Below are 18777 nucleotides of genomic sequence, written 5' to 3'. Positions count from 1 at the left end.
ACATGCGAGTAAAAGATCAACTATCATCATTACAACCGTATAAACCAGGTAAATCACCAGAGCAAATGAAAGAAGTATACGGGAATCATTCATTTGTTAAGTTAGCATCAAATGAAAATCCATTTGGCTGTTCACCTCGTGTTTTAGGAGAATTACAAAAATCGTGGCAGGAACATGCATTGTATCCAGATGGCGGAGCTACAACGCTCCGTCAAACGATTGCAGAGAAATTACAAGTGAAAATGGAACAAGTACTTTGTGGTAGTGGGCTCGATGAAGTCATTCAAATTATAAGCCGTGCAGTGCTCAGAGCAGGAGATAACATTGTTACTGCTGGTGCGACATTCCCTCAATATCGTCACCATGCGGTTATTGAAGGATGTAAAGTGAAAGAAGTTCCTTTAAATAACGGTGTATATGATCTAGACGAAGTTTCTTCAGCAATTGATGAACATACAAAAATCGTTTGGATTTGTAATCCGAATAATCCGACAGGCACATATGTTAATGAGCAAAAATTGACTCGATTTATTGAAGGTATTAGTGAAAATACGTTAATTGTCATTGATGAAGCGTACTATGAATACGTAACAGCAAAAGATTTTCCAGAGATATTACCACTTCTGGAAAAGCATAAAAACATTCTTGTACTTAGAACATTTTCTAAAGCATACGGATTAGCTTCTTTCCGCGTCGGATATGCAATAGGGCAGGAAGAGTTAATTGAGAAATTAAATGTTGTCCGTTTGCCATTTAACGTATCTTCATTAGCGCAAAAAGCGGCAACGATTGCCTTTAGTGATGAAGCGTTTATTGAGGAAATAGTACGTGTTAATAAAGAGGGATTACACCAGTACGAAAGTTTTTGTACAGAAAATGAAATCCCGTTTTATCCGTCGCAAACGAACTTTATCTTCTTACCAGTAGATGATGCTGGAGAAATTTATGAATCTTGCGCGCACGCTGGTTTTATTATTCGTCCGTTTCCAAATGGCGTGCGCATTACAATTGGAACAAGGGAACAAAATGAGGGAGTGATTTCAGTGTTAAAACAACACTTTGAAAATAAAAAAAGTAAGTCTCGAGATGAGGCAAATGTGTAAAAAGGTAGTATTAATTGGAACAGGATTAATAGGAGGCTCACTTGCATTAGCGATAAAAAAAGAGCACGATGTAACGATTACCGGCTATGACATATTTAAAGAGCAAGTAGAGCGCGCAAAAGAATTACATGTAGTTGATGAAGTAGCAGTAGATTTACAGAGTGCATGTGAGGAGGCACATTTAATTGTTTTTGCCTCTCCAGTTGAAGAAACGAAAAAGTTATTACACAAACTTGCATCATTTCATTTACGAGAAGATGTCATTGTTACCGATGTAGGAAGTACGAAAGGGACAATCATGAATGAAGCGGAGGCTTTATTAACAAAGAAAGTTTCATTTATCGGCGGTCATCCGATGGCAGGTTCTCACAAAACAGGAGTTGAAAGTGCAAAGGCACACCTTTTTGAAAACGCATTTTACATTTTAACGCCAATGAATCACGTGCAGGCGGATCAAGTAGACGAGCTAAAAGAATGGTTAAAAGGAACAGGTTCTCATTTTCTCGTATTAAATACAAAAGAACATGATTATGTAACAGGAATAGTTAGTCATTTCCCACATTTAATCGCAGCAGGATTAGTAAAACAAGTTGAGAAACATGCAGGGGATAACCCGCTTATTCACCAACTAGCGGCAGGCGGATTTAAAGATATAACGCGTATCGCATCAAGTAGTCCGAAAATGTGGAGTGATATCGTAAAACAAAATCGCGGTCATTTATTGGAACTATTAGAAGAATGGATCTCAGAAATGGAAGAGTTATATAAGACGGTTTCTAAAGGAGATGCAGGAGAAATACAAAGCTATTTTGCAGATGCGAAAGAATACCGTGACTCTTTACCAGTGCGAAAGAGAGGCGCAATTCCTGCCTATCACGACTTATACGTCGATGTTTTAGATAAAGTAGGGGCATTAGCTCATATTACGAGTATTTTAGCAGAAGAAGAAATTAGCATTACAAACTTGCAAATATTAGAAGCGCGCGAAGGATTGCTTGGGGTGCTTAGAATTAGCTTCCAAAGAGAAGAAGACCGCATGCAGGCAAAGCTGGCGCTAGGAAAAGAAGAATACCAAACGTATGAAACAATTTAAAAAAGAAGGTGAGAACGTGAAGGGAACAAAAATACAACCTGTAACTAATGGATTGAATGGCACAATTACAATCCCAGGTGATAAATCAATTTCGCATCGCGCTGTCATGTTTGGCGCAATTGCAGATGGAAAAACAACAATTAAAGGATTTCTTCCTGGTGCGGATTGTTTAAGTACGATTTCTTGTTTTAAAGAAATGGGAGTAGAGATTACGCAAAATGAAGACGAAGTTACGGTAATTGGAAAAGGATTAGAAGGTTTGCAAGAACCAAAAGCTGTATTAGATGTTGGTAATTCTGGTACAACGATCCGATTAATGTCAGGAATACTTGCAAACACACCATTCTTTTCTTGCGTGCAAGGTGATGCTTCAATTGCGAAGAGACCGATGCAGCGTGTAACAAATCCACTAAAGCAAATGGGCGCAAAAATTGATGGTCGAGAAGAAGGAACGTTTACGCCGCTAACAATACGCGGAGGAGATTTAAAAGCGATCCAATATGCTTCACCTGTCGCAAGCGCGCAAGTGAAATCAGCTATTTTACTTGCAGGTCTTCGTGCTGAAGGTGTAACAACTGTTACAGAACCTCACGTTTCGCGTGATCATACAGAAAGAATGCTTGAGGCGTTTGGCGTTACAGTAACTCGCGAAGGGAAAACTGTAAAACTAGCTGGTGGACAAAATCTAAAAGGAACAGACGTTCAAGTTCCGGGTGATGTATCATCTGCGGCATTTTTCTTAGTAGCAGGTGCAATTATTCCAAATAGTAAACTGTTATTACAAAATGTAGGAATGAATCCGACTCGTACAGGTATTATTGATGTTCTTGAGAAAATGGGGGCTACGTTTACTGTAGAGCCAATTAACGAAGGTGCATCAGAGCCAGCTGCAAACATTACAATTGAAACATCGTCACTGAAAGGAATCGAAATCGGCGGGGATATTATTCCGAGACTAATCGATGAAATTCCAATTATCGCCTTAGCAGCAACACAAGCAGACGGAATTACAGTCATTAAAGATGCACACGAGCTAAAAGTGAAAGAAACAAATCGTATCGATACAGTCGTTGCGGAATTAACGAAACTAGGAGCTCGCATAGAAGCAACTGATGATGGAATGATTATTTACGGTAAATCGAAGCTAAAAGGAAATACAGTACATAGTCACGGTGATCATCGCATTGGAATGATGCTTGCAATTGCTGGCTGTATAGCCGAAGGAGAAACAACAATTGAAGATGCAGAAGCAGTAGGAGTATCATATCCTACGTTCTTCGAAGAACTTCAAAAGTTAGCTAAATAGTAGGATGAAAAGCAGGTATACAGTATTAAATATACATTAAGCTCGTAAGGACTTGATAAGCAAGTTACTTACAATGTTAAAAATGAATTATTTAACAACGATAGGACTTTTGAGACAAGGTTTTTCCCTTAACGTTGAAAAGAAGCCGAACAAGAAGAAAGGTACCTATTGATTTTAATCGTTTTCATTTATTTTATTAACTGGACAATTGATGAAACATTTCAACTTAGAAAGGAAGAAATATTTATGATAGTAGAAATCGTAAATAATCAACAACAATTAGAAGATGCTTACGCTATTCGACAAAAGGTTTTTATAGAAGAACAACAAGTCGATGTAGAAGAAGAAATTGATGAACATGACAAAACCGCTACTCATTTTGTGTTATACGATAATAGCAAGCCAATTGGAGCTGGACGTTTTCGTATTGTAGATGGCGTTGGTAAAGTTGAACGAATTTGTGTAGTGGCAACTGATCGTAAAGCGGGTTCTGGAAAATTAATTATGAATGAAATTGAGAAGTTTGCACAAAGTCAGGGCATTTCTAAAGTGAAATTGAATGCCCAAAAACATGCAATTGGTTTCTATGAAAACTTAGGGTATGAAAGTATTTCTGAAGAATTTATAGATGCGGGTATCCCTCATCGCACAATGATTAAGAATCTGTAAATGGAAAGATAATGCGGGGGATTAATTTTCTATAACTTTACAACGAGAAAAATCACCCTAATATTATTTAAAGTGGTAAATGTGTCTTTATAAGTCATATGAACTAACTAAAGCTTAATTTCTCTCTTACAATACCGAGAAATTAAGCTTTTTTATTATAGGATTTACTTAGCGTTGAAAATCCATATTTTCCTACCAATCTTATCTGGGATTCAAAACGTTGATATATTTCTAATCATCAACCCGAAACATTCAAAATTATAATACAATACATATAGGGAATGGAGGAGAATTATATGACCGTCATACAATTAAAAGAAGATAAGTTCAGAGAAGCATTACGTTTATCAGAATACGCTTTTCAATATAAAGTAAATGAGGAACGATTGCAGCAGCAACTTACTCGAATGAAAGAAAGTCATGAAATATACGGCATTATGGAAGGGAAAGATTTAGCAGCAAAACTGCACCTTATTCCTTTTCATATTTACATAGGCAAAGACAAATTTAAAATGGGCGGCGTTGCGGGGGTAGCGACGTATCCGGAACATAGAAGAAGTGGATATGTAAAAGAGTTACTTCAGCATTCACTGCAAACTATGAAAAGAGATGGATATAGTGTATCGATGTTACATCCATTTGCCGTTTCATTTTATCGTAAATACGGCTGGGAACTTTGTGCGAATCGAATCGTATGTCAGATGACAAAGAGCGATTTAATAATTAAAAAACAAGTGAATGGTACAGTGAAACGTTTTAGTAAAGATAATCATCCAGAAGAAGTAGAGAATCTATATGAAACATTTGCAGAACGATTTTCTGGTATGTTAGTTCGCGGACGTAAATGGTGGTTACAAGCGGTGTATCATGATTTAACATTGGCAATTTACTATGATGAAAATAAAACGGTAGCTGGTTACATTTTATACAAAATAGAGAATTCTAAAATGAAAGTAGAAGAATTTGTCCCATTACATAATGAAGCAAGAATTGGTCTTTGGAACTTCATCTGCCAACATGATTCTATGATTAAAGATCTAGAAATGATACTAAGTGAAAAAGAACCATTGTTATATACATTGCAAGAACCGCGAGTGAAGGCAGAACTGAAACCATATTTTATGGGTAGAATTGTAGATGTGGAGCAGTTCTTAAATCAATATGAGTTTAATTGGAACAGTGCGCAGCAAGAAGTGATCTTACAAATTACAGATTCATTTGCACCTTGGAATAACGTAACTGTGAAACTTGCAAATCATGAAGTAACAATTATAAACGAAGAGACATTGCATAAAGGAATTAGACTAGATATCAATGCGTTATCTACAATAATGTTTGGCTACAAACGTCCGTTAGAGCTAAAAGAACTTGAATTAATTAGCGGAAGCGAAGAGGAAATACGAGTATTTGAGAATTTAGTACCGGTACGAGAAGCATTTATTTATGATTTCTTTTAATTCACATATATGAAATCGAGCTGTCCAAAATAAAATTTTTGGATGGCTTCCTCTTATGTTGTCAGTTTTTGTCGGTAAGTCGATATATCTTAAAAATCGCTGATGTAATTTCATTCACAAGCATGGGCTATAAAAATTCTGTATTACTTTGTCACGCACTTGACTTTTAATCCGTGTAATTTATAATTAAAAACGGAATGAATTTTCATTCCTAAAAATTGAGGTGAGCAAAATGGCTAAAAATAAACAAGAGGATATTTTTGATGCTGCTATAAAACTTTTCGCAGAGCGTGGTTACGATGGTACGACAATTCCGATGATTGCTGAAAAAGCAAATGTTGGCGCTGGTACTATTTATCGCTATTTTGAAAATAAAGAGGCACTCGTTAACTCACTATTTTCAAAGAGCATGTTGCAATTATCTGAAATACTAAAAACTGATTTTCCTGTTGAAGCAAATATTCGTGAACAGTTTAGTCATATTTATAACCGTTTATTTGAATTTGCGAGAAACAATGTGGATGCTTTTCTTTTTACAAATTCTCACTGTGATAGTTATTTTCTTGATGAACAGAGTAACAAAATATTTGACGATTTTATAGGCTTCTTTATGAATATTATAGAAGATGGAATCGCAAAAGGTTTGCTCCGTCCATTGCCTCCAGTTGCTTTAATTATTATTGTATATCAACCGCTAGAAAAATTAACTAAAGTAATGGCAACAGGGCAATTAGAATACTCAAAAGAATTAGTAAAAGAATTGGAAGAAAGCTCTTGGAATGCTATTAGAATCATTTGATTCTATAGCTCTATAAGGATAGGAATGAACATTCATTCCGAAATAGATATATAAAATGAGAACAGGAGATGATATATCCGTACAACTAAAGGAATGAATATTCATTCCGATAGAGGTAGGTAAATAGATTTAAAAATAATTTAATAGAATAATAGGAATGAACGTTCATTCCGAATGCAACATGAAATTCTAAAAGTAGGAGATGATTCATATGAGCAAATTAAAAAGTTGGAGAAGTTTATCTTTTCTATTATGGGTAGTTATTACTATTACAATGGTCGTAACGATGCCTAATATGGATAAGTTAGTGAAAGAAAAAGGGCAAATTACGATTCCTAATACAGAACAAAGTAGTATTGCTGACAAGATGATAAAAGAGATGGATAAAGAAGGTGTTGAAAAGTACGAAATTATAGCCGTTTTTAATAGTGGTAATAAAGCAGCTTTAACTACTGAGCAAAAAGAGGAAATAACAAAAACGATCAATGCGTTACAAAGTGAAAAAGAGCAATTAGGAATTAAGGAAGTTGTTTCACATTTAGATAATAAAGACTTGGAAAAACAGTTAATTTCTAAAGACAATACGACTATTTTAACGCAAATATCGGTAGATAAAAAGCATGGTGAAATATCAAAAGTTGCAAATGTACTTCATAATAAAATTAAACCGAAAGGAGTTAAAACGTACTTAACAGGAAGTGATTTAATAGCGGGTGATTTTCTTACATCCTCTCAAGAGGGAGTGAAAAAGACAGAAGTTATTTCAATCATTTTCATTCTTGTAGTATTAATCATTGTATTCCGTTCACCAGTTGTTCCGATTGTTTCTCTTCTTACAGTTGGTGTATCGTATTTAGTCTCAATGGGGATTATTTCTCATCTTGTAGATCAATTTAATTTTCCGTTTTCTAACTTTACGCAAGTATTTGTAGTTGTCGTACTGTTTGGAGTGGGAACAGATTATAACATTTTATTATATACGAGGTTTAAAGAAGAATTAAGTAAACAAGAAAATGCATATTTAGCTACGAAAGAAACATTTAAATCAGCAGGTAAAACCGTTTTATATAGCGGAATTGCAGTGCTAATTGGTTTTGCATCACTTGCTTTAGCAAGTTTTAAATTATATCAATCTACTTCAGCGGTAGCAATTGGTGTCGCAGTATTACTACTTGTATTAACCACTTTAAATCCATTTTTCATGGTGCTATTAGGAAAAGGAATGTTTTATCCAGTTAAAACATTTAAAGGACATGAGGATAGTCGTTTATGGGGATTCTTTGCGAAAAATTCAGTAGCAAGACCTTTTATCGCTTTAATTATCGTATTAGTGATATCGATTCCTTTCATATTAAAATATTCTAACACGCTTAATTACAATGATTTATTTGAAGTGGATAATAAATATGAATCAAAAATGGGGATTAACGTAATAGAAGAGCATTTTCCGCCTGGTTTTTCTTCACCAAGTACGTTAGTCATTCAATCGGATAAAAAGTTAGATGAGGCGACTTCTTTACAAACTTTAGATGAACTTACTGATAAAATCTCGAAAGTTAAAGGAGTCTCAGAAGTATATTCACCGACGCGTCCAACTGGAGATAAGATTAAAGAATTATATATAAATAAACAAGCCGGAGAATTGAATACAGGCTTAGGAGATGCAAATGGTGGCATAAAAGAAATTAATGAAGGATTAACTGATGCGAAAGATAAAATGGGTAGTAATGACTCAAATAGTCTCGCAAATGTTCAAAAGTTAATTGATGGAACAAATGAAGCGAAAAATGGCGTATCAGCATTAGGGACAGCTTTAAATCAATTATCGAATGGAATAAACAATGGAGCACAAGGAGCGAAGCAAATAGAGGATGGGCTAGCATCATTAAACGGAAATATCAATGCCCTGTCAAATGCAACTTCACAGCTTCATGCTGGTTATGCTCAGTTAGAAAAAGGTTTAAGTTCGTACGATCAATATTTCGGAAGTATTTCTCAAGCGATTGATGGTGCGAAAAAAGGATATGAACAAATTGAAACGTTAATGAACAATTTCATTCAAACAAAACCAGAATTAGCAAATGATCCTAATGTGCAGCAAACATTAGGAATTGCAAAAGAAGCTCAGAAGCAATTGAGTGTTCTTTCAAATGAATTAAATCAATTAGCGACGCAGCACAAAGCAGCGATGAGTTCATTTAAAGAAGCAAATCAATCGTTACTAAAAGTAGATAATGGTTTAAAGGAAATGAACAATGGAGTAACGCAACTACAAAAAGGAGCTGCTGAACTGAAAAATGGATTGAACGAAGGAGCTACAGGTTCAAAACAAATTGCGAACAAATCAGCTGAGTTACAATCTGGATTAACGAAAATAAACGATGGGCAAGGGCAATTATTAACTGGATTGAAAGATTTGCAAGAAAAGATGGGGCAATTACAATCAGGCTTATCTAAAAGTACAGAAGGGCTTGGAAAAGTAAGTAATGGCCTAGGGGATGCTCAAAAATATTTAGGAGAGCTAAATGAGTCGAAAAGCTCTGAGAAATTTTATATTCCGAAAGAAGTTTTAGAAGGAGAAGATTTCCAAAAAGCATTGAATACGTACATGTCACATGATAGAAAGACTGCTAAAATGACAATTATTTTAGACGTAAACCCGTATTCAAAAGAAGCGATGCCAATCATTCAGGAGATTAATAAAACGATAGACGGTACGTTAAATGGTACAGAATTAAAATCGACGAAAACAGCAATCGGCGGGACAACTGCTCGAAACGTGGATTTAAAAGACGTAACACAAAAAGACTTCTTACGTACAGCTACTATTATGTTGATCGGTATTTCACTTGTATTAATCATGATTACACGTTCATTCGTAAACACAATCTTTATTATTGGATCATTAATTTTAGCGTATTTCACATCACTTGGTATAAGTGAATTAATTAGTATACATGTATTAAACGTGGAGTCACTAAGCTGGAATGTTCCATTCTTTAGCTTCATTATGATTGTTGCACTAGGAGTGGATTATAGCATTTTCGTAATGATGCGATACAATGAGCTAGAAGGGGATTCAGTAACGAAAATTGTAAATGCATCTCGCCATATTGGAGGGGTTGTATTATCGGCGGCACTTATTTTAGGTGGTACATTTGCAGCGTTAATTCCATCAGGAGTATTGACGCTTATACAAGTAGCATCAGTTGTTGGCGTTGCCCTGTTACTATTAGCTGTAATTGTATTGCCAATGTTGTTACCTGCTTTAATAGGATTGACGAGTAAATTGAAGAGTTATAAAGAGAAAATAATAAATACGAAATAAAAAAAACCTGTAGGGAATGTTTTCTCTACAGGTTTTTTTTATATAAAATATGAAATGAAAAAATGATTCAATGTATTACAGAATGAGAAGCGAATAGGGATATTAGAAAGAGGTCGATGATATACAAAAAATAGCTAGGGGAATGGATAAAAACTATTCGATTTCATTGTAGAAAGCTAATCAACCGTTGCTATTCATCCAGCTTCTACTATATAATAGCTATAGTCTACAATAATTGAGTCGTAATATGCGATTTTTTAAGACAATCGGTGAGAAAACGCTGAAATAAGCGGTATTAGTAGGAGGACACAAATGATTACAGTAAGTAACGTTAGTTTGCGTTTCGCAGATCGCAAATTATTTGAAGATGTTAACATAAAATTCACGCCAGGTAATTGCTACGGTTTAATCGGAGCAAACGGTGCTGGTAAATCAACATTTCTAAAGATTTTATCTGGAGAAGTTGACCAATCAACAGGTGACATACATATTACGCCAGGTGAGCGTCTAGCAGTATTAAAACAGAATCACTTCGAATATGAAGAGTTCCCTGCACTAGAAACAGTAATGATGGGTCACACACGTCTTTATAAAGTAATGCAAGAGAAAAATGCAATTTACATGAAAGAAGACTTTAGTGATGAAGATGGCATGCGTGCTGCAGAACTTGAAGGTGAGTTCGCTGAGCTAAACGGTTGGGAAGCTGAGTCAGAAGCTGCAATCCTTCTAAAAGGATTAGGTATCGGTGAAGATATTCATGATAAAAAGATGTCTGAATTAACAGGGGCAGAGAAAGTAAAAGTATTACTTGCTCAAGCTTTATTCGGTCAACCTGACATTCTATTACTAGATGAGCCTACCAACCATTTGGACTTAAAGGCGATTCAATGGTTAGAAAACTTCTTAATGAACTTTGAAAATACAGTTATCGTTGTATCCCATGACCGTCACTTCTTAAATAAAGTATGTACGCACATGGCTGATCTTGATTTCGGTAAAATTCAATTATACGTTGGTAACTATGACTTCTGGTATGAGTCAAGCCAATTAGCATTAAAACTAACTCAAGATTCTAACAAGAAAAAAGAAGAGAAAGTAAAAGAGTTACAAAACTTTATTGCACGCTTTAGCTCAAACGCATCTAAAGCGAAGCAAGCAACTTCTCGTAAAAAATTATTAGATAAAATTACATTAGATGATATTAGACCGTCATCACGTCGTTATCCGTTCGTTGGTTTCACACCAGAGCGTGAAGTAGGAAATGACTTATTAACGGTTGAAGGTATTTCTAAAACAATCGACGGAGAAAAAGTATTAGATAATGTGAACTTCACTTTAAATAAAGGTGATAAAGTTGCATTTATCGGCCGTAACGATATTGCAATGACAACATTATTTAAAATTCTTATGGGTGAAATGGAGCCAGATAGCGGTTCATTCAAATGGGGTGTAACAACATCTCAAGCTCATTTCCCAAGAGATAACTCTGAGTACTTCGAGAACAGTGATTACACTTTAATTGATTGGTTACGTCAGTTCTCTCCACAAGATGAATCAGAAAGTTTCTTACGTGGTTTCTTAGGCCGTATGCTATTCTCTGGTGAAGAAGTAAAGAAAAACGTTTCTGTTTTATCTGGAGGAGAAAAAGTTCGTTGTATGTTATCTAAAATGATGTTAAGCGGTGCAAACGTATTAACATTAGATGATCCAACGAACCATTTAGACCTTGAGTCTATTACAGCATTAAACAACGGTTTAATCACATTTAAAGGAACATTACTATTCACTTCTCATGACCATCAGTTCGTACAAACAATTGCAAACCGTATTATCGAAGTAACGCCAAACGGTGTAGTTGATAAGGTAGCAACGTATGATGAGTTCTTAGAAAATGAAGAACTTCAAAAACAAGTTGATGCAATGTACAAAGGTCAATAATGAATGATTAAAACCCCCGCTCTCTTTTATGAGAGCGGGGGTTTTGTTGAAAAGAAATACAATCTTTTCATTTAAATAAAGGGGGGGACTGAAATCAATAGTTATTCGAAAATAACATTAGCAATGGTAAGAAAATTTTGAAGCGTGGATAAACCCTGAAATGATGAAGAAATGTTTTTTTACATTGGAAGGGACGAATAAAGTAACGGAAAATACTCCTGAAGTAGGAGGAAGTTAGTTATAAAGGATAAGATTGTAGGAAAAGTGTAGTTTGAGCATTTACTTCAAACTACACTTTTTCTTATGTGAAATATGTACCAAAATTGGAGATAGATTAGTTTGCAAATGAGGAAATAAAGGATTATAGTTTGTGGAGTCATAATTAGTGGATGAGCCTTGGGAGAAAACAGGAAATGTTACAAATGTATTTTGTTAAATAGAAACCAAGGTCAAAATGTTTAAAAAGAAATAGTTGAATAAATAAAAGCTACAAATTATAATTACTAATATTCTTCATATAGTTAAACAAATAAAATCTATCTGAAGAAGAAAAATCAAATAGAGAGACAGACTTATATAAAATAAGCCTTGGATGATCAAAAGAGGTGGAGAGATGCAACAATTTTTATTAAAGAGTAAACGAGTATTAAGTAATCATTTTGGATTTTTCGTATTTGCCGTTATTTTACTTTGGTTAAAAACATATGCAGCATATGTGACAGAATTTAATTTAGGGATATCGAACACAATCCAAAAGTTCTTACTGTTTTTCAACCCGTTAAGCTCAGCAGTTCTATTTTTAGGACTCGCATTATTCGCAAAAGGGAAACGAGCTTACATTTGGTTAATTATTATTAATTTGCTAATGTCTATACTTTTATACGCCAACGTAGTATATTATCGCTTTTTCAGCGACTTTATTACGTTCCCGACATTAACACAATCGAATAACTTTGGAGATTTAGGTGGTAGTATTTTTGCATTGCTACACTTATATGATCCACTATATTTCTTAGATACAATCATTTTAATTGTTTTAGTCGCAACGAAATTTGTAAATCCTAAACCAATCCGTGTTGCGAAGCATAAATTATCTCTAGTATTTGTAGCAGGTATTTTATTCTTTAGCGTTAACTTAGGTCTGGCAGAATCTGACCGTCCTGAATTGTTAACAAGAACATTTGACCGCAATTATATCGTGAAATATTTAGGGGCGTACAACTTTACGATTTATGATGGTATTCAAAGTGCGAAAGCATCAACAGAACGAGCATTAGCGGATGGAGATAATATGACAGAAGTTAGAAACTATCTTACATCAACTTATGCAAGTCCAAATCCTGAGTATTTCGGTAAAGGAAAAGGAATGAACGTAATTTATATTCATTTAGAGTCATTCCAAAACTTTTTACTAAACTACAAGCTAAATGGCCAAGAAGTTACACCATTCCTAAACTCATTTACAAAAGATGCGAATACGTTATACTTTGATAACTTCTTCCATCAAACAGGACAGGGTAAAACATCTGATGCGGAGTTCATGTTAGAGAATTCAATGTTTGGATTACCACAAGGATCTGTTTTTACAAATAAAGCTCATAACACGTATCAATCAGCACCAGCTATTTTAGGTCAACAAGGATACACATCAGCAGTGTTCCACGGTAACTATAAAACGTTCTGGAACCGTGATGAAATTTATAAATCATTTGGTTTTAATAAATTCTTTGATGCGTCATACTATGATATGAACGAAAAAGATGTAGTAAACTATGGATTAAAAGATAAACCGTTCTTTAATGAATCAATTCCATTATTACAAACGTTAAAACAACCGTTCTATTCGAAGTTCATTACGTTATCGAACCATTTCCCTTATCCTATCGATAAGGCAGAAGCAACGATTGAACCAGCGAAAACAGGTGATACTTCTGTAGATACGTATTTCCAAACAGCACGCTATTTAGATGAGTCTGTAAAAGGATTCATGGATTACTTGAAACAATCTGGTTTATACGATAACTCAATTATCGTTATGTACGGTGACCATTACGGTATTTCAGATAATCATAGCGCAGCAATGTCTCAAATAATGGGTAAAGAAATGAACTCATTTGAAAATGCTCAATTACAACGTGTACCTTTAATCATTCGCGTACCAGGAATGAAAGGCGGCGTACAACATCAATACGGCGGAGAAATTGACGTTCTTCCAACGTTATTACACTTACTAGGTACAGATACGAAAAATTATGTCCAATTCGGATCAGATTTATTATCACCAGAGCATAAACAAGTCGTTCCGTTCCGTAACGGTAACTACGTAAGCCCAACAGTTACAGCACTTAACGGTAAATATTATGATACAGCGACTGGGAAACCTGTAGAATTTACAGATGAAATAAAACAAAATGAACAAATGGTTCAAAAATCACTAAAATACTCCGACCAAGTTGTTAACGGTGACTTATTACGATTCTACACACCAGAAGGATTTACACCGGTAGAACCTTCTAAGTATAACTATAACCATCGTGATAACAATAAAACGAAGGTGAAGACGACTGAAGACGGGGAAACGAAATAAATAATAAAAAATCCTACTCGTATGGAATACGAGTAGGATTTTTTGTTTTAAGATTTACTTTCGGATTTTTGGAGTGCTACTTTTTTAGGCATAAAACATGCAATAATCAAAGCTACAAAAGATAAGACTAACATAAATGCGTAGGCATCACTTGAGCTGAAGATAGAAGCTAATTTCGTTACTTGCATAGCTGATATGCTTCCATTCTCACTAGATAACTGTGAAGTATGTGAAGTAGATTGAATTGTATACACAGTGATAATGACTGCTGTTCCTATAGCACCAGCTAATTGACGTACGGTATTATTCACTGCGGAACCATGTGAACCCAGTTCTCTTGGTAAAGCGTTTAAACCTGCTGTATTTAAAGGCATCGAAATGAAACTTAGTCCAATGCGTAGAATAATAGTACGAACCATTAAATACATATAAGTGGTGGATTCGGTCAAGTCAATTACACCCCACATTGATATAATGATACATATTAAACCTGTAATAAAGAGTGGTTTTGCCCCGTATTTATCAAACATTTTACCTGTGATAGGTGATAAGAAGGCATTAATTACAGCGCCAGGTAATAGAAGTAAACCGGATTCAAAAGCAGTGAAACCTCGTCCATTTTGCAAGTAAATCGGTAGAAGAATTAAATCAGCATACATAATCATCGTAATGAGTACGTTAATGACTGATGTAAGAGTGAAAATTTTATATTTAAATACGGATAAATTTAATAGTGGATCGCTAGACTTTATTTGACGTAAACAGAATAGCGTTGTAACAAGTATTCCGATGATAATTGTAGTAATAACAACTGGATGATCCCATCCTTTGCTTCCTGCACTACTGAACCCGAATATAATACAACCAAAGCCAATCGTTGATAAAATGACACTTACGATATCTAATTTTGCTTTTGTTGTCTCAGCAACATTCATTAAATGTTTTAGCGCGAGAATAATAACGATTAATACAAAGGGAGCTAATCCAATAAATAACCATCTCCATGATACATATTCAATAATAAAGCCAGATAATGTTGGAGCGATGGCTGGCGCAAAGATTATGGCGAAGCCGATGGTTCCCATAATACTGCCACGCTTTTCACTAGGGTATAAATATAAAATAACTGTCATCATTAGTGGCATAATAATTCCTGCGCCAACTGCTTGAATCATTCTTCCTGTTAACAAAGTGCCAAAATTCATGGCGCATGCACAAAGAACAGTCCCGATAAACAAAGAGAGCATCGAGCTAATAAATAGCTGCCTTGTAGTAAATCGTTTCATTAAAAATGCTGTAATTGGCACTAGAACACCATTTATGAGCATAAAGCCTGTCGATAGCCATTGCACTGTTGCAGCCGAAACATCAAATACTTCCATCAAATTACTCATCGCCACATTTAATAGCGTCTGATTTAATGTTGATAAAAAACAGCCGGCAATGAGCACAACTAATATAATTTTTTTATTTCTTTCTGATATTTCCTTTTGCATTGGTAAACTCCTTCGTTGTTTTCTTGATTTATCGACAATGTGTCGATAAAATTAATGGTAACAAAATAAATTTTCTTTGACCATGAACAGTTTTGTTGAAAATGTTCACTACTCGGCACTGAAGGTATGCACTGTCGAGTAAGTAAAGAGAAAATCTATAAAGGAGTTTCAAAATGTCTACACCTAAAAAAGAAGATCCACGTACAGTTCGTTCAAGAGAAATGTTTAAAAATGCTGTTTTTTCTCTCCTATGTGAGAATCCTAGTATTTCAAGCTTAACGGTTCAGAAAGTCGCAACAACGGCAGGATTAAATCGAACGACATTTTACTTACATTATCAAGATATTCAAGATTTACTAGACCAAATCACGAATGAGATTTCAAATGAGCTTTCTAATAAAATTGTTGATTTGATACATGCAAAAGATTTATCAGAAAAACAAAAGCTAACACAATTACTTGATTATTTATATATTCACCGAAATTATTTATTTATATTATTTAAAATGAATCAATTTGAGGAGCAACTATTTTTATTTTTAAAAGAGTTAATAGAAACGAGAAGAGAGAATACGAAAAAGGATTTGCCAGATGATTATGTTGCGGTTGATATTAAAACAGCCTCATTGGTAGGTATTATCATGTGGTGGATAAGGAATGGACTTCACTTTAGTTCAGATTATATTGCAAATCAAATTTATTTCATGTATAAAGGGTAATGATTTTAAGGATCGGGATTAATAAAAATTTATAAAACAAAAGATCCAGAGATAGAAGGGGGATATTCATGAATTTTAAAAATGAAAAAGTAGCATTACATTTAGAGGTTGTGAAATACCAATATAAAGATGCAAAAGACGAGTGTGATAGAAATTGGTTAAGAGTAAAAGCGAGACTGTCAGAAGAAAATAAAGTTTTTGAAACGATGGATCCTTTTTTACAAACATCCGATTTACAGTACATGATAAAATGGTTTCAAGCATTACCAAACCCTACATATAACGAACTAGATTTCATCGAGCCAAATTTAGCGTTTGAATTTATGGGAGAAAAAGAAGGGGAGTTTCACCTTGTTATTCGCTTATCGCTGGAACTTAATCCTTCATGGTGTAAGGAAGAGGAGTACGAATTTTCTATCAGTATCACTCAAGATGATAGAGAGAATATTATTCGTTCTATTGAAGAGCAGCAAAAGAAATTCCCAAAACGATAATAAAAAGACTTGATAACCTACTAGAGGAAATCAAGTCTTTTTCATTAAATACGATTATCATGCCAGAAGTTTAATGGGAAGTGTTCGTTCTCATGATAGCTTTCTAATTCATATCCTCTTTCTTTCAGCCCTTTAATAATTCCAGGTACTGCTTTAACTGATTGTGGATGAATATCGTGCATAAGAATAACTTCTGTTGGATTTGTAGCACCAGCTAGAACGTTTTCTACGATTTTAGCAGATGCAGCGTCAACTGGCATTTTGTTGTATTTCCAGTCTAATGAATCAATTGTCCAATCCCAAACTTTTAAACCATTTTCAACAGCTTTGTTGCGAAGCGCTTCATTTAACCCTGGCATTGAGCCGTAAGCTGGACGAGTTAATACTGGTGATTTTCCTAGAACGCCAGCGATTAAGCCTTGGTCTTCTTTCATTTCATCAACGTAATGACCTTCTGTGTAAAGCTTCTTGTAGTTATGAGTCATACTGTGCATCCCAACATAGTGGCCTTCAGCATCTTCACGTTTTACAAGATCAGGGAAAGCTTTTACGTTTGAACCAATTAGGAAGAATGTTGCTTTTGCATTTTCACTCTTTAACATATCTAAAAGCTCAGCTGTGTATTTTCCAGGACCATCGTCAAATGTTAAGTAAGCGACTTTTCTAACTTGCCCATTATAGTGCTTTGGAGCTTCTTTCGGAGCAAGGGATGTTTGAATTTCACTTACAAGTTGAACAGATTTAGCGTCATCCTCTGTACTTGCTAGAGCGATATGTGTTGATCCGTAAGCAGCTTCGTATGTAAATAATACCCCGGCGCAAATCAACAGAGCCCTTTTCACTAAAGTTGTCATCCGAATTCCATTGTGCATAATTTTCCTACTCTCTATAAAAGTTCTACTCTACTATATTAGCAATTTTAGAGGGGGAAATGCAAAAAAACTTTTTTACAAGCGCAAAAAAGTTTGTTAGAAAATATGCAAGATTTCAGTTGTTTTGCAGGTTTAATAAAATGAAACAAGAATTGAATGTGTGGAACGGCATTTATTACGGCTCATTCATGTTTTTTGTTTTAGAAAGGGAGGATAAGTATGAAAAAACTAGCTTGTTTACATGCTCATCATTCAAATATTGAATACATTGACCGAGCGTTGCAATCTTTTGGAATAGAAATACTCCATTTTGTAGATCCCATCTTATCGCGCATATTAAAAAAAGATTGTGATTTTGAAAAAGAACAAGCACGAAATAATTTAAAAGATATTATAAAGTATATAGCCAAAAGTGATGTAGACACACTTTTATTAACTTGTACAGATTATATTACGCTATTAGATGAGAATTTCAAAATAGACATACCTATATTGAAAATTGATGAGCCATTCTTTGAAATGATTTGTCATGTTGAAGAGCCACAGACCATACTTTTTACAAATAACCGCACTGTTTCAGGAACGATGGAACGTTTAAAACAATACGCTCGGCAGAATAATAAATCCATACATGTAAAAGTAGAAGTGATAGAGGGGATATTTGAATTAATTATGCAAGGTCGTAAAGAAGAGCATGATGTTAAATTAGAAAAGTATTTATATGAAATTATGAAAGGTAGAAACGAAATGCTTTCAGTTGCGCAATTATCAATGGTAGACGCTGCTACAAGGGTAGAAAATATAATAGGAAGGAACATAATGAATCCGTTGAATGCGCTAGTGGAGTATTGTATACAGAGTGTGAATGAACAACCGTGTGAAAAATAAAGAAGAGGATATTTGTTGTTTTAAAATG

The 18777-nt window shown here is 34.7% G+C and carries 14 protein-coding genes and 1 pseudogene; 13 read left to right on the top strand and 2 right to left on the bottom strand.

What is annotated here, in order from left to right:
- Positions 1-2: 2 nt before the first annotated feature.
- The 10 genes and pseudogenes from hisC to EXW56_RS13885 all read left to right on the top strand — a co-directional run bounded on the left by hisC (position 3) and on the right by EXW56_RS13885 (position 14280).
- Positions 3-1103: a histidinol-phosphate transaminase gene (gene hisC, locus EXW56_RS13925; protein WP_215596646.1), complete on the top strand. Its 1101-nt coding sequence runs from the start codon at positions 3-5 to the stop codon at positions 1101-1103.
- The gene (gene tyrA / locus EXW56_RS13920; RefSeq protein ID WP_215596645.1) at positions 1096-2196 is read left to right on the top strand and encodes a prephenate dehydrogenase; all 1101 of its coding nucleotides are present in this window, start codon (positions 1096-1098) and stop codon (positions 2194-2196) included. The genes hisC and tyrA overlap by 8 nt, the downstream gene beginning before the upstream one ends.
- 16 nt (positions 2197-2212) lie before the next feature.
- Entirely contained in the window at positions 2213-3502 is a 1290-nt protein-coding gene (gene aroA, locus EXW56_RS13915) for a 3-phosphoshikimate 1-carboxyvinyltransferase (protein ID WP_199692936.1), read from the top strand.
- A 246-nt stretch (positions 3503-3748) separates the two neighbouring features.
- Entirely contained in the window at positions 3749-4171 is a 423-nt protein-coding gene (locus tag EXW56_RS13910) for a GNAT family N-acetyltransferase (RefSeq protein ID WP_033714084.1), read from the top strand.
- A 296-nt stretch (positions 4172-4467) separates the two neighbouring features.
- Positions 4468-5628: a GNAT family N-acetyltransferase gene (locus EXW56_RS13905; protein ID WP_215596644.1), complete on the top strand. Its 1161-nt coding sequence runs from the start codon at positions 4468-4470 to the stop codon at positions 5626-5628.
- A 232-nt stretch (positions 5629-5860) separates the two neighbouring features.
- Positions 5861-6427 (top strand): TetR/AcrR family transcriptional regulator, encoded by a 567-nt coding sequence (locus EXW56_RS13900; RefSeq protein WP_002110452.1) that lies wholly within the window; start codon positions 5861-5863, stop codon positions 6425-6427.
- A 211-nt stretch (positions 6428-6638) separates the two neighbouring features.
- On the top strand, positions 6639-9755 hold the full coding sequence (locus tag EXW56_RS13895) for an MMPL family transporter (protein ID WP_215557018.1): 3117 nt from the start codon (positions 6639-6641) through the stop codon (positions 9753-9755).
- A gap of 312 nt (positions 9756-10067) precedes the next feature.
- Positions 10068-11693, top strand: a complete 1626-nt coding sequence (locus EXW56_RS13890) for an ABC-F family ATP-binding cassette domain-containing protein (protein WP_002110450.1) — start codon at positions 10068-10070, stop codon at positions 11691-11693.
- A gap of 160 nt (positions 11694-11853) precedes the next feature.
- A pseudogene (locus tag EXW56_RS27980) lies at positions 11854-11928 on the top strand (ATPase); the annotation flags it as partial.
- A 378-nt stretch (positions 11929-12306) separates the two neighbouring features.
- Positions 12307-14280 carry a lipoteichoic acid synthase gene (locus EXW56_RS13885; RefSeq protein WP_215557017.1) on the top strand — a complete coding sequence of 658 codons (1974 nt, stop codon included), beginning with the start codon at positions 12307-12309 and terminating at the stop codon, positions 14278-14280.
- A 47-nt stretch (positions 14281-14327) separates the two neighbouring features.
- On the opposite strand, the gene EXW56_RS13880 is transcribed toward EXW56_RS13885, so the two are convergent.
- On the bottom strand, positions 14328-15776 hold the full coding sequence (locus tag EXW56_RS13880) for a DHA2 family efflux MFS transporter permease subunit (RefSeq protein ID WP_215557016.1): 1449 nt from the start codon (positions 15774-15776) through the stop codon (positions 14328-14330).
- Between the two features lie 173 nt (positions 15777-15949).
- Here EXW56_RS13880 and EXW56_RS13875 point away from each other — a divergent pair, with 173 nt between their 5' ends.
- Together EXW56_RS13875 and EXW56_RS13870 are read left to right on the top strand one after the other, a co-directional pair.
- Positions 15950-16495 (top strand): TetR/AcrR family transcriptional regulator, encoded by a 546-nt coding sequence (locus tag EXW56_RS13875; protein ID WP_002200148.1) that lies wholly within the window; start codon positions 15950-15952, stop codon positions 16493-16495.
- A gap of 68 nt (positions 16496-16563) precedes the next feature.
- The gene (locus EXW56_RS13870) at positions 16564-16989 is read left to right on the top strand and encodes a WapI family immunity protein (protein ID WP_215596643.1); all 426 of its coding nucleotides are present in this window, start codon (positions 16564-16566) and stop codon (positions 16987-16989) included.
- Positions 16990-17033: 44 nt separating this feature from the next.
- Here EXW56_RS13870 and EXW56_RS13865 read toward each other — a convergent pair whose 3' ends face one another.
- On the bottom strand, positions 17034-17861 hold the full coding sequence (locus tag EXW56_RS13865; RefSeq protein ID WP_070146637.1) for a peptidoglycan-N-acetylglucosamine deacetylase: 828 nt from the start codon (positions 17859-17861) through the stop codon (positions 17034-17036).
- A 219-nt stretch (positions 17862-18080) separates the two neighbouring features.
- Here EXW56_RS13865 and EXW56_RS13860 point away from each other — a divergent pair, with 219 nt between their 5' ends.
- Complete coding sequence (locus tag EXW56_RS13860) at positions 18081-18749, top strand: hypothetical protein (protein ID WP_078181098.1); 669 nt, start codon at positions 18081-18083, stop codon at positions 18747-18749.
- Positions 18750-18777: the final 28 nt, after the last annotated feature.

Source organism: Bacillus mycoides, from assembly GCF_018742245.1.
Classification (GTDB): domain Bacteria; phylum Bacillota; class Bacilli; order Bacillales; family Bacillaceae_G; genus Bacillus_A; species Bacillus_A cereus_U.
This window is presented reverse-complemented; position numbering and strand designations above follow the sequence as displayed.

What these genes read in the sequence shown, in the direction of transcription:
- EXW56_RS13910 (WP_033714084.1), top strand. Translation starts at nt 3,749, where the DNA reads ATGATAGTAGAAATCGTAAATAATCAACAACAATTAGAAGATGCTTAC.
- EXW56_RS13880 (WP_215557016.1), bottom strand. Translation starts at nt 15,776, where the DNA reads ATGCAAAAGGAAATATCAGAAAGAAATAAAAAAATTATATTAGTTGTG.
- EXW56_RS13875 (WP_002200148.1), top strand. Translation starts at nt 15,950, where the DNA reads ATGTCTACACCTAAAAAAGAAGATCCACGTACAGTTCGTTCAAGAGAA.
- EXW56_RS13895 (WP_215557018.1), top strand. Translation starts at nt 6,639, where the DNA reads ATGAGCAAATTAAAAAGTTGGAGAAGTTTATCTTTTCTATTATGGGTA.
- EXW56_RS13905 (WP_215596644.1), top strand. Translation starts at nt 4,468, where the DNA reads ATGACCGTCATACAATTAAAAGAAGATAAGTTCAGAGAAGCATTACGT.
- EXW56_RS13860 (WP_078181098.1), top strand. Translation starts at nt 18,081, where the DNA reads ATGAAAAAACTAGCTTGTTTACATGCTCATCATTCAAATATTGAATAC.
- EXW56_RS13870 (WP_215596643.1), top strand. Translation starts at nt 16,564, where the DNA reads ATGAATTTTAAAAATGAAAAAGTAGCATTACATTTAGAGGTTGTGAAA.
- EXW56_RS13885 (WP_215557017.1), top strand. Translation starts at nt 12,307, where the DNA reads ATGCAACAATTTTTATTAAAGAGTAAACGAGTATTAAGTAATCATTTT.
- hisC (WP_215596646.1), top strand. Translation starts at nt 3, where the DNA reads ATGCGAGTAAAAGATCAACTATCATCATTACAACCGTATAAACCAGGT.
- EXW56_RS13865 (WP_070146637.1), bottom strand. Translation starts at nt 17,861, where the DNA reads ATGCACAATGGAATTCGGATGACAACTTTAGTGAAAAGGGCTCTGTTG.
- tyrA (WP_215596645.1), top strand. Translation starts at nt 1,096, where the DNA reads ATGTGTAAAAAGGTAGTATTAATTGGAACAGGATTAATAGGAGGCTCA.
- EXW56_RS13900 (WP_002110452.1), top strand. Translation starts at nt 5,861, where the DNA reads ATGGCTAAAAATAAACAAGAGGATATTTTTGATGCTGCTATAAAACTT.
- EXW56_RS13890 (WP_002110450.1), top strand. Translation starts at nt 10,068, where the DNA reads ATGATTACAGTAAGTAACGTTAGTTTGCGTTTCGCAGATCGCAAATTA.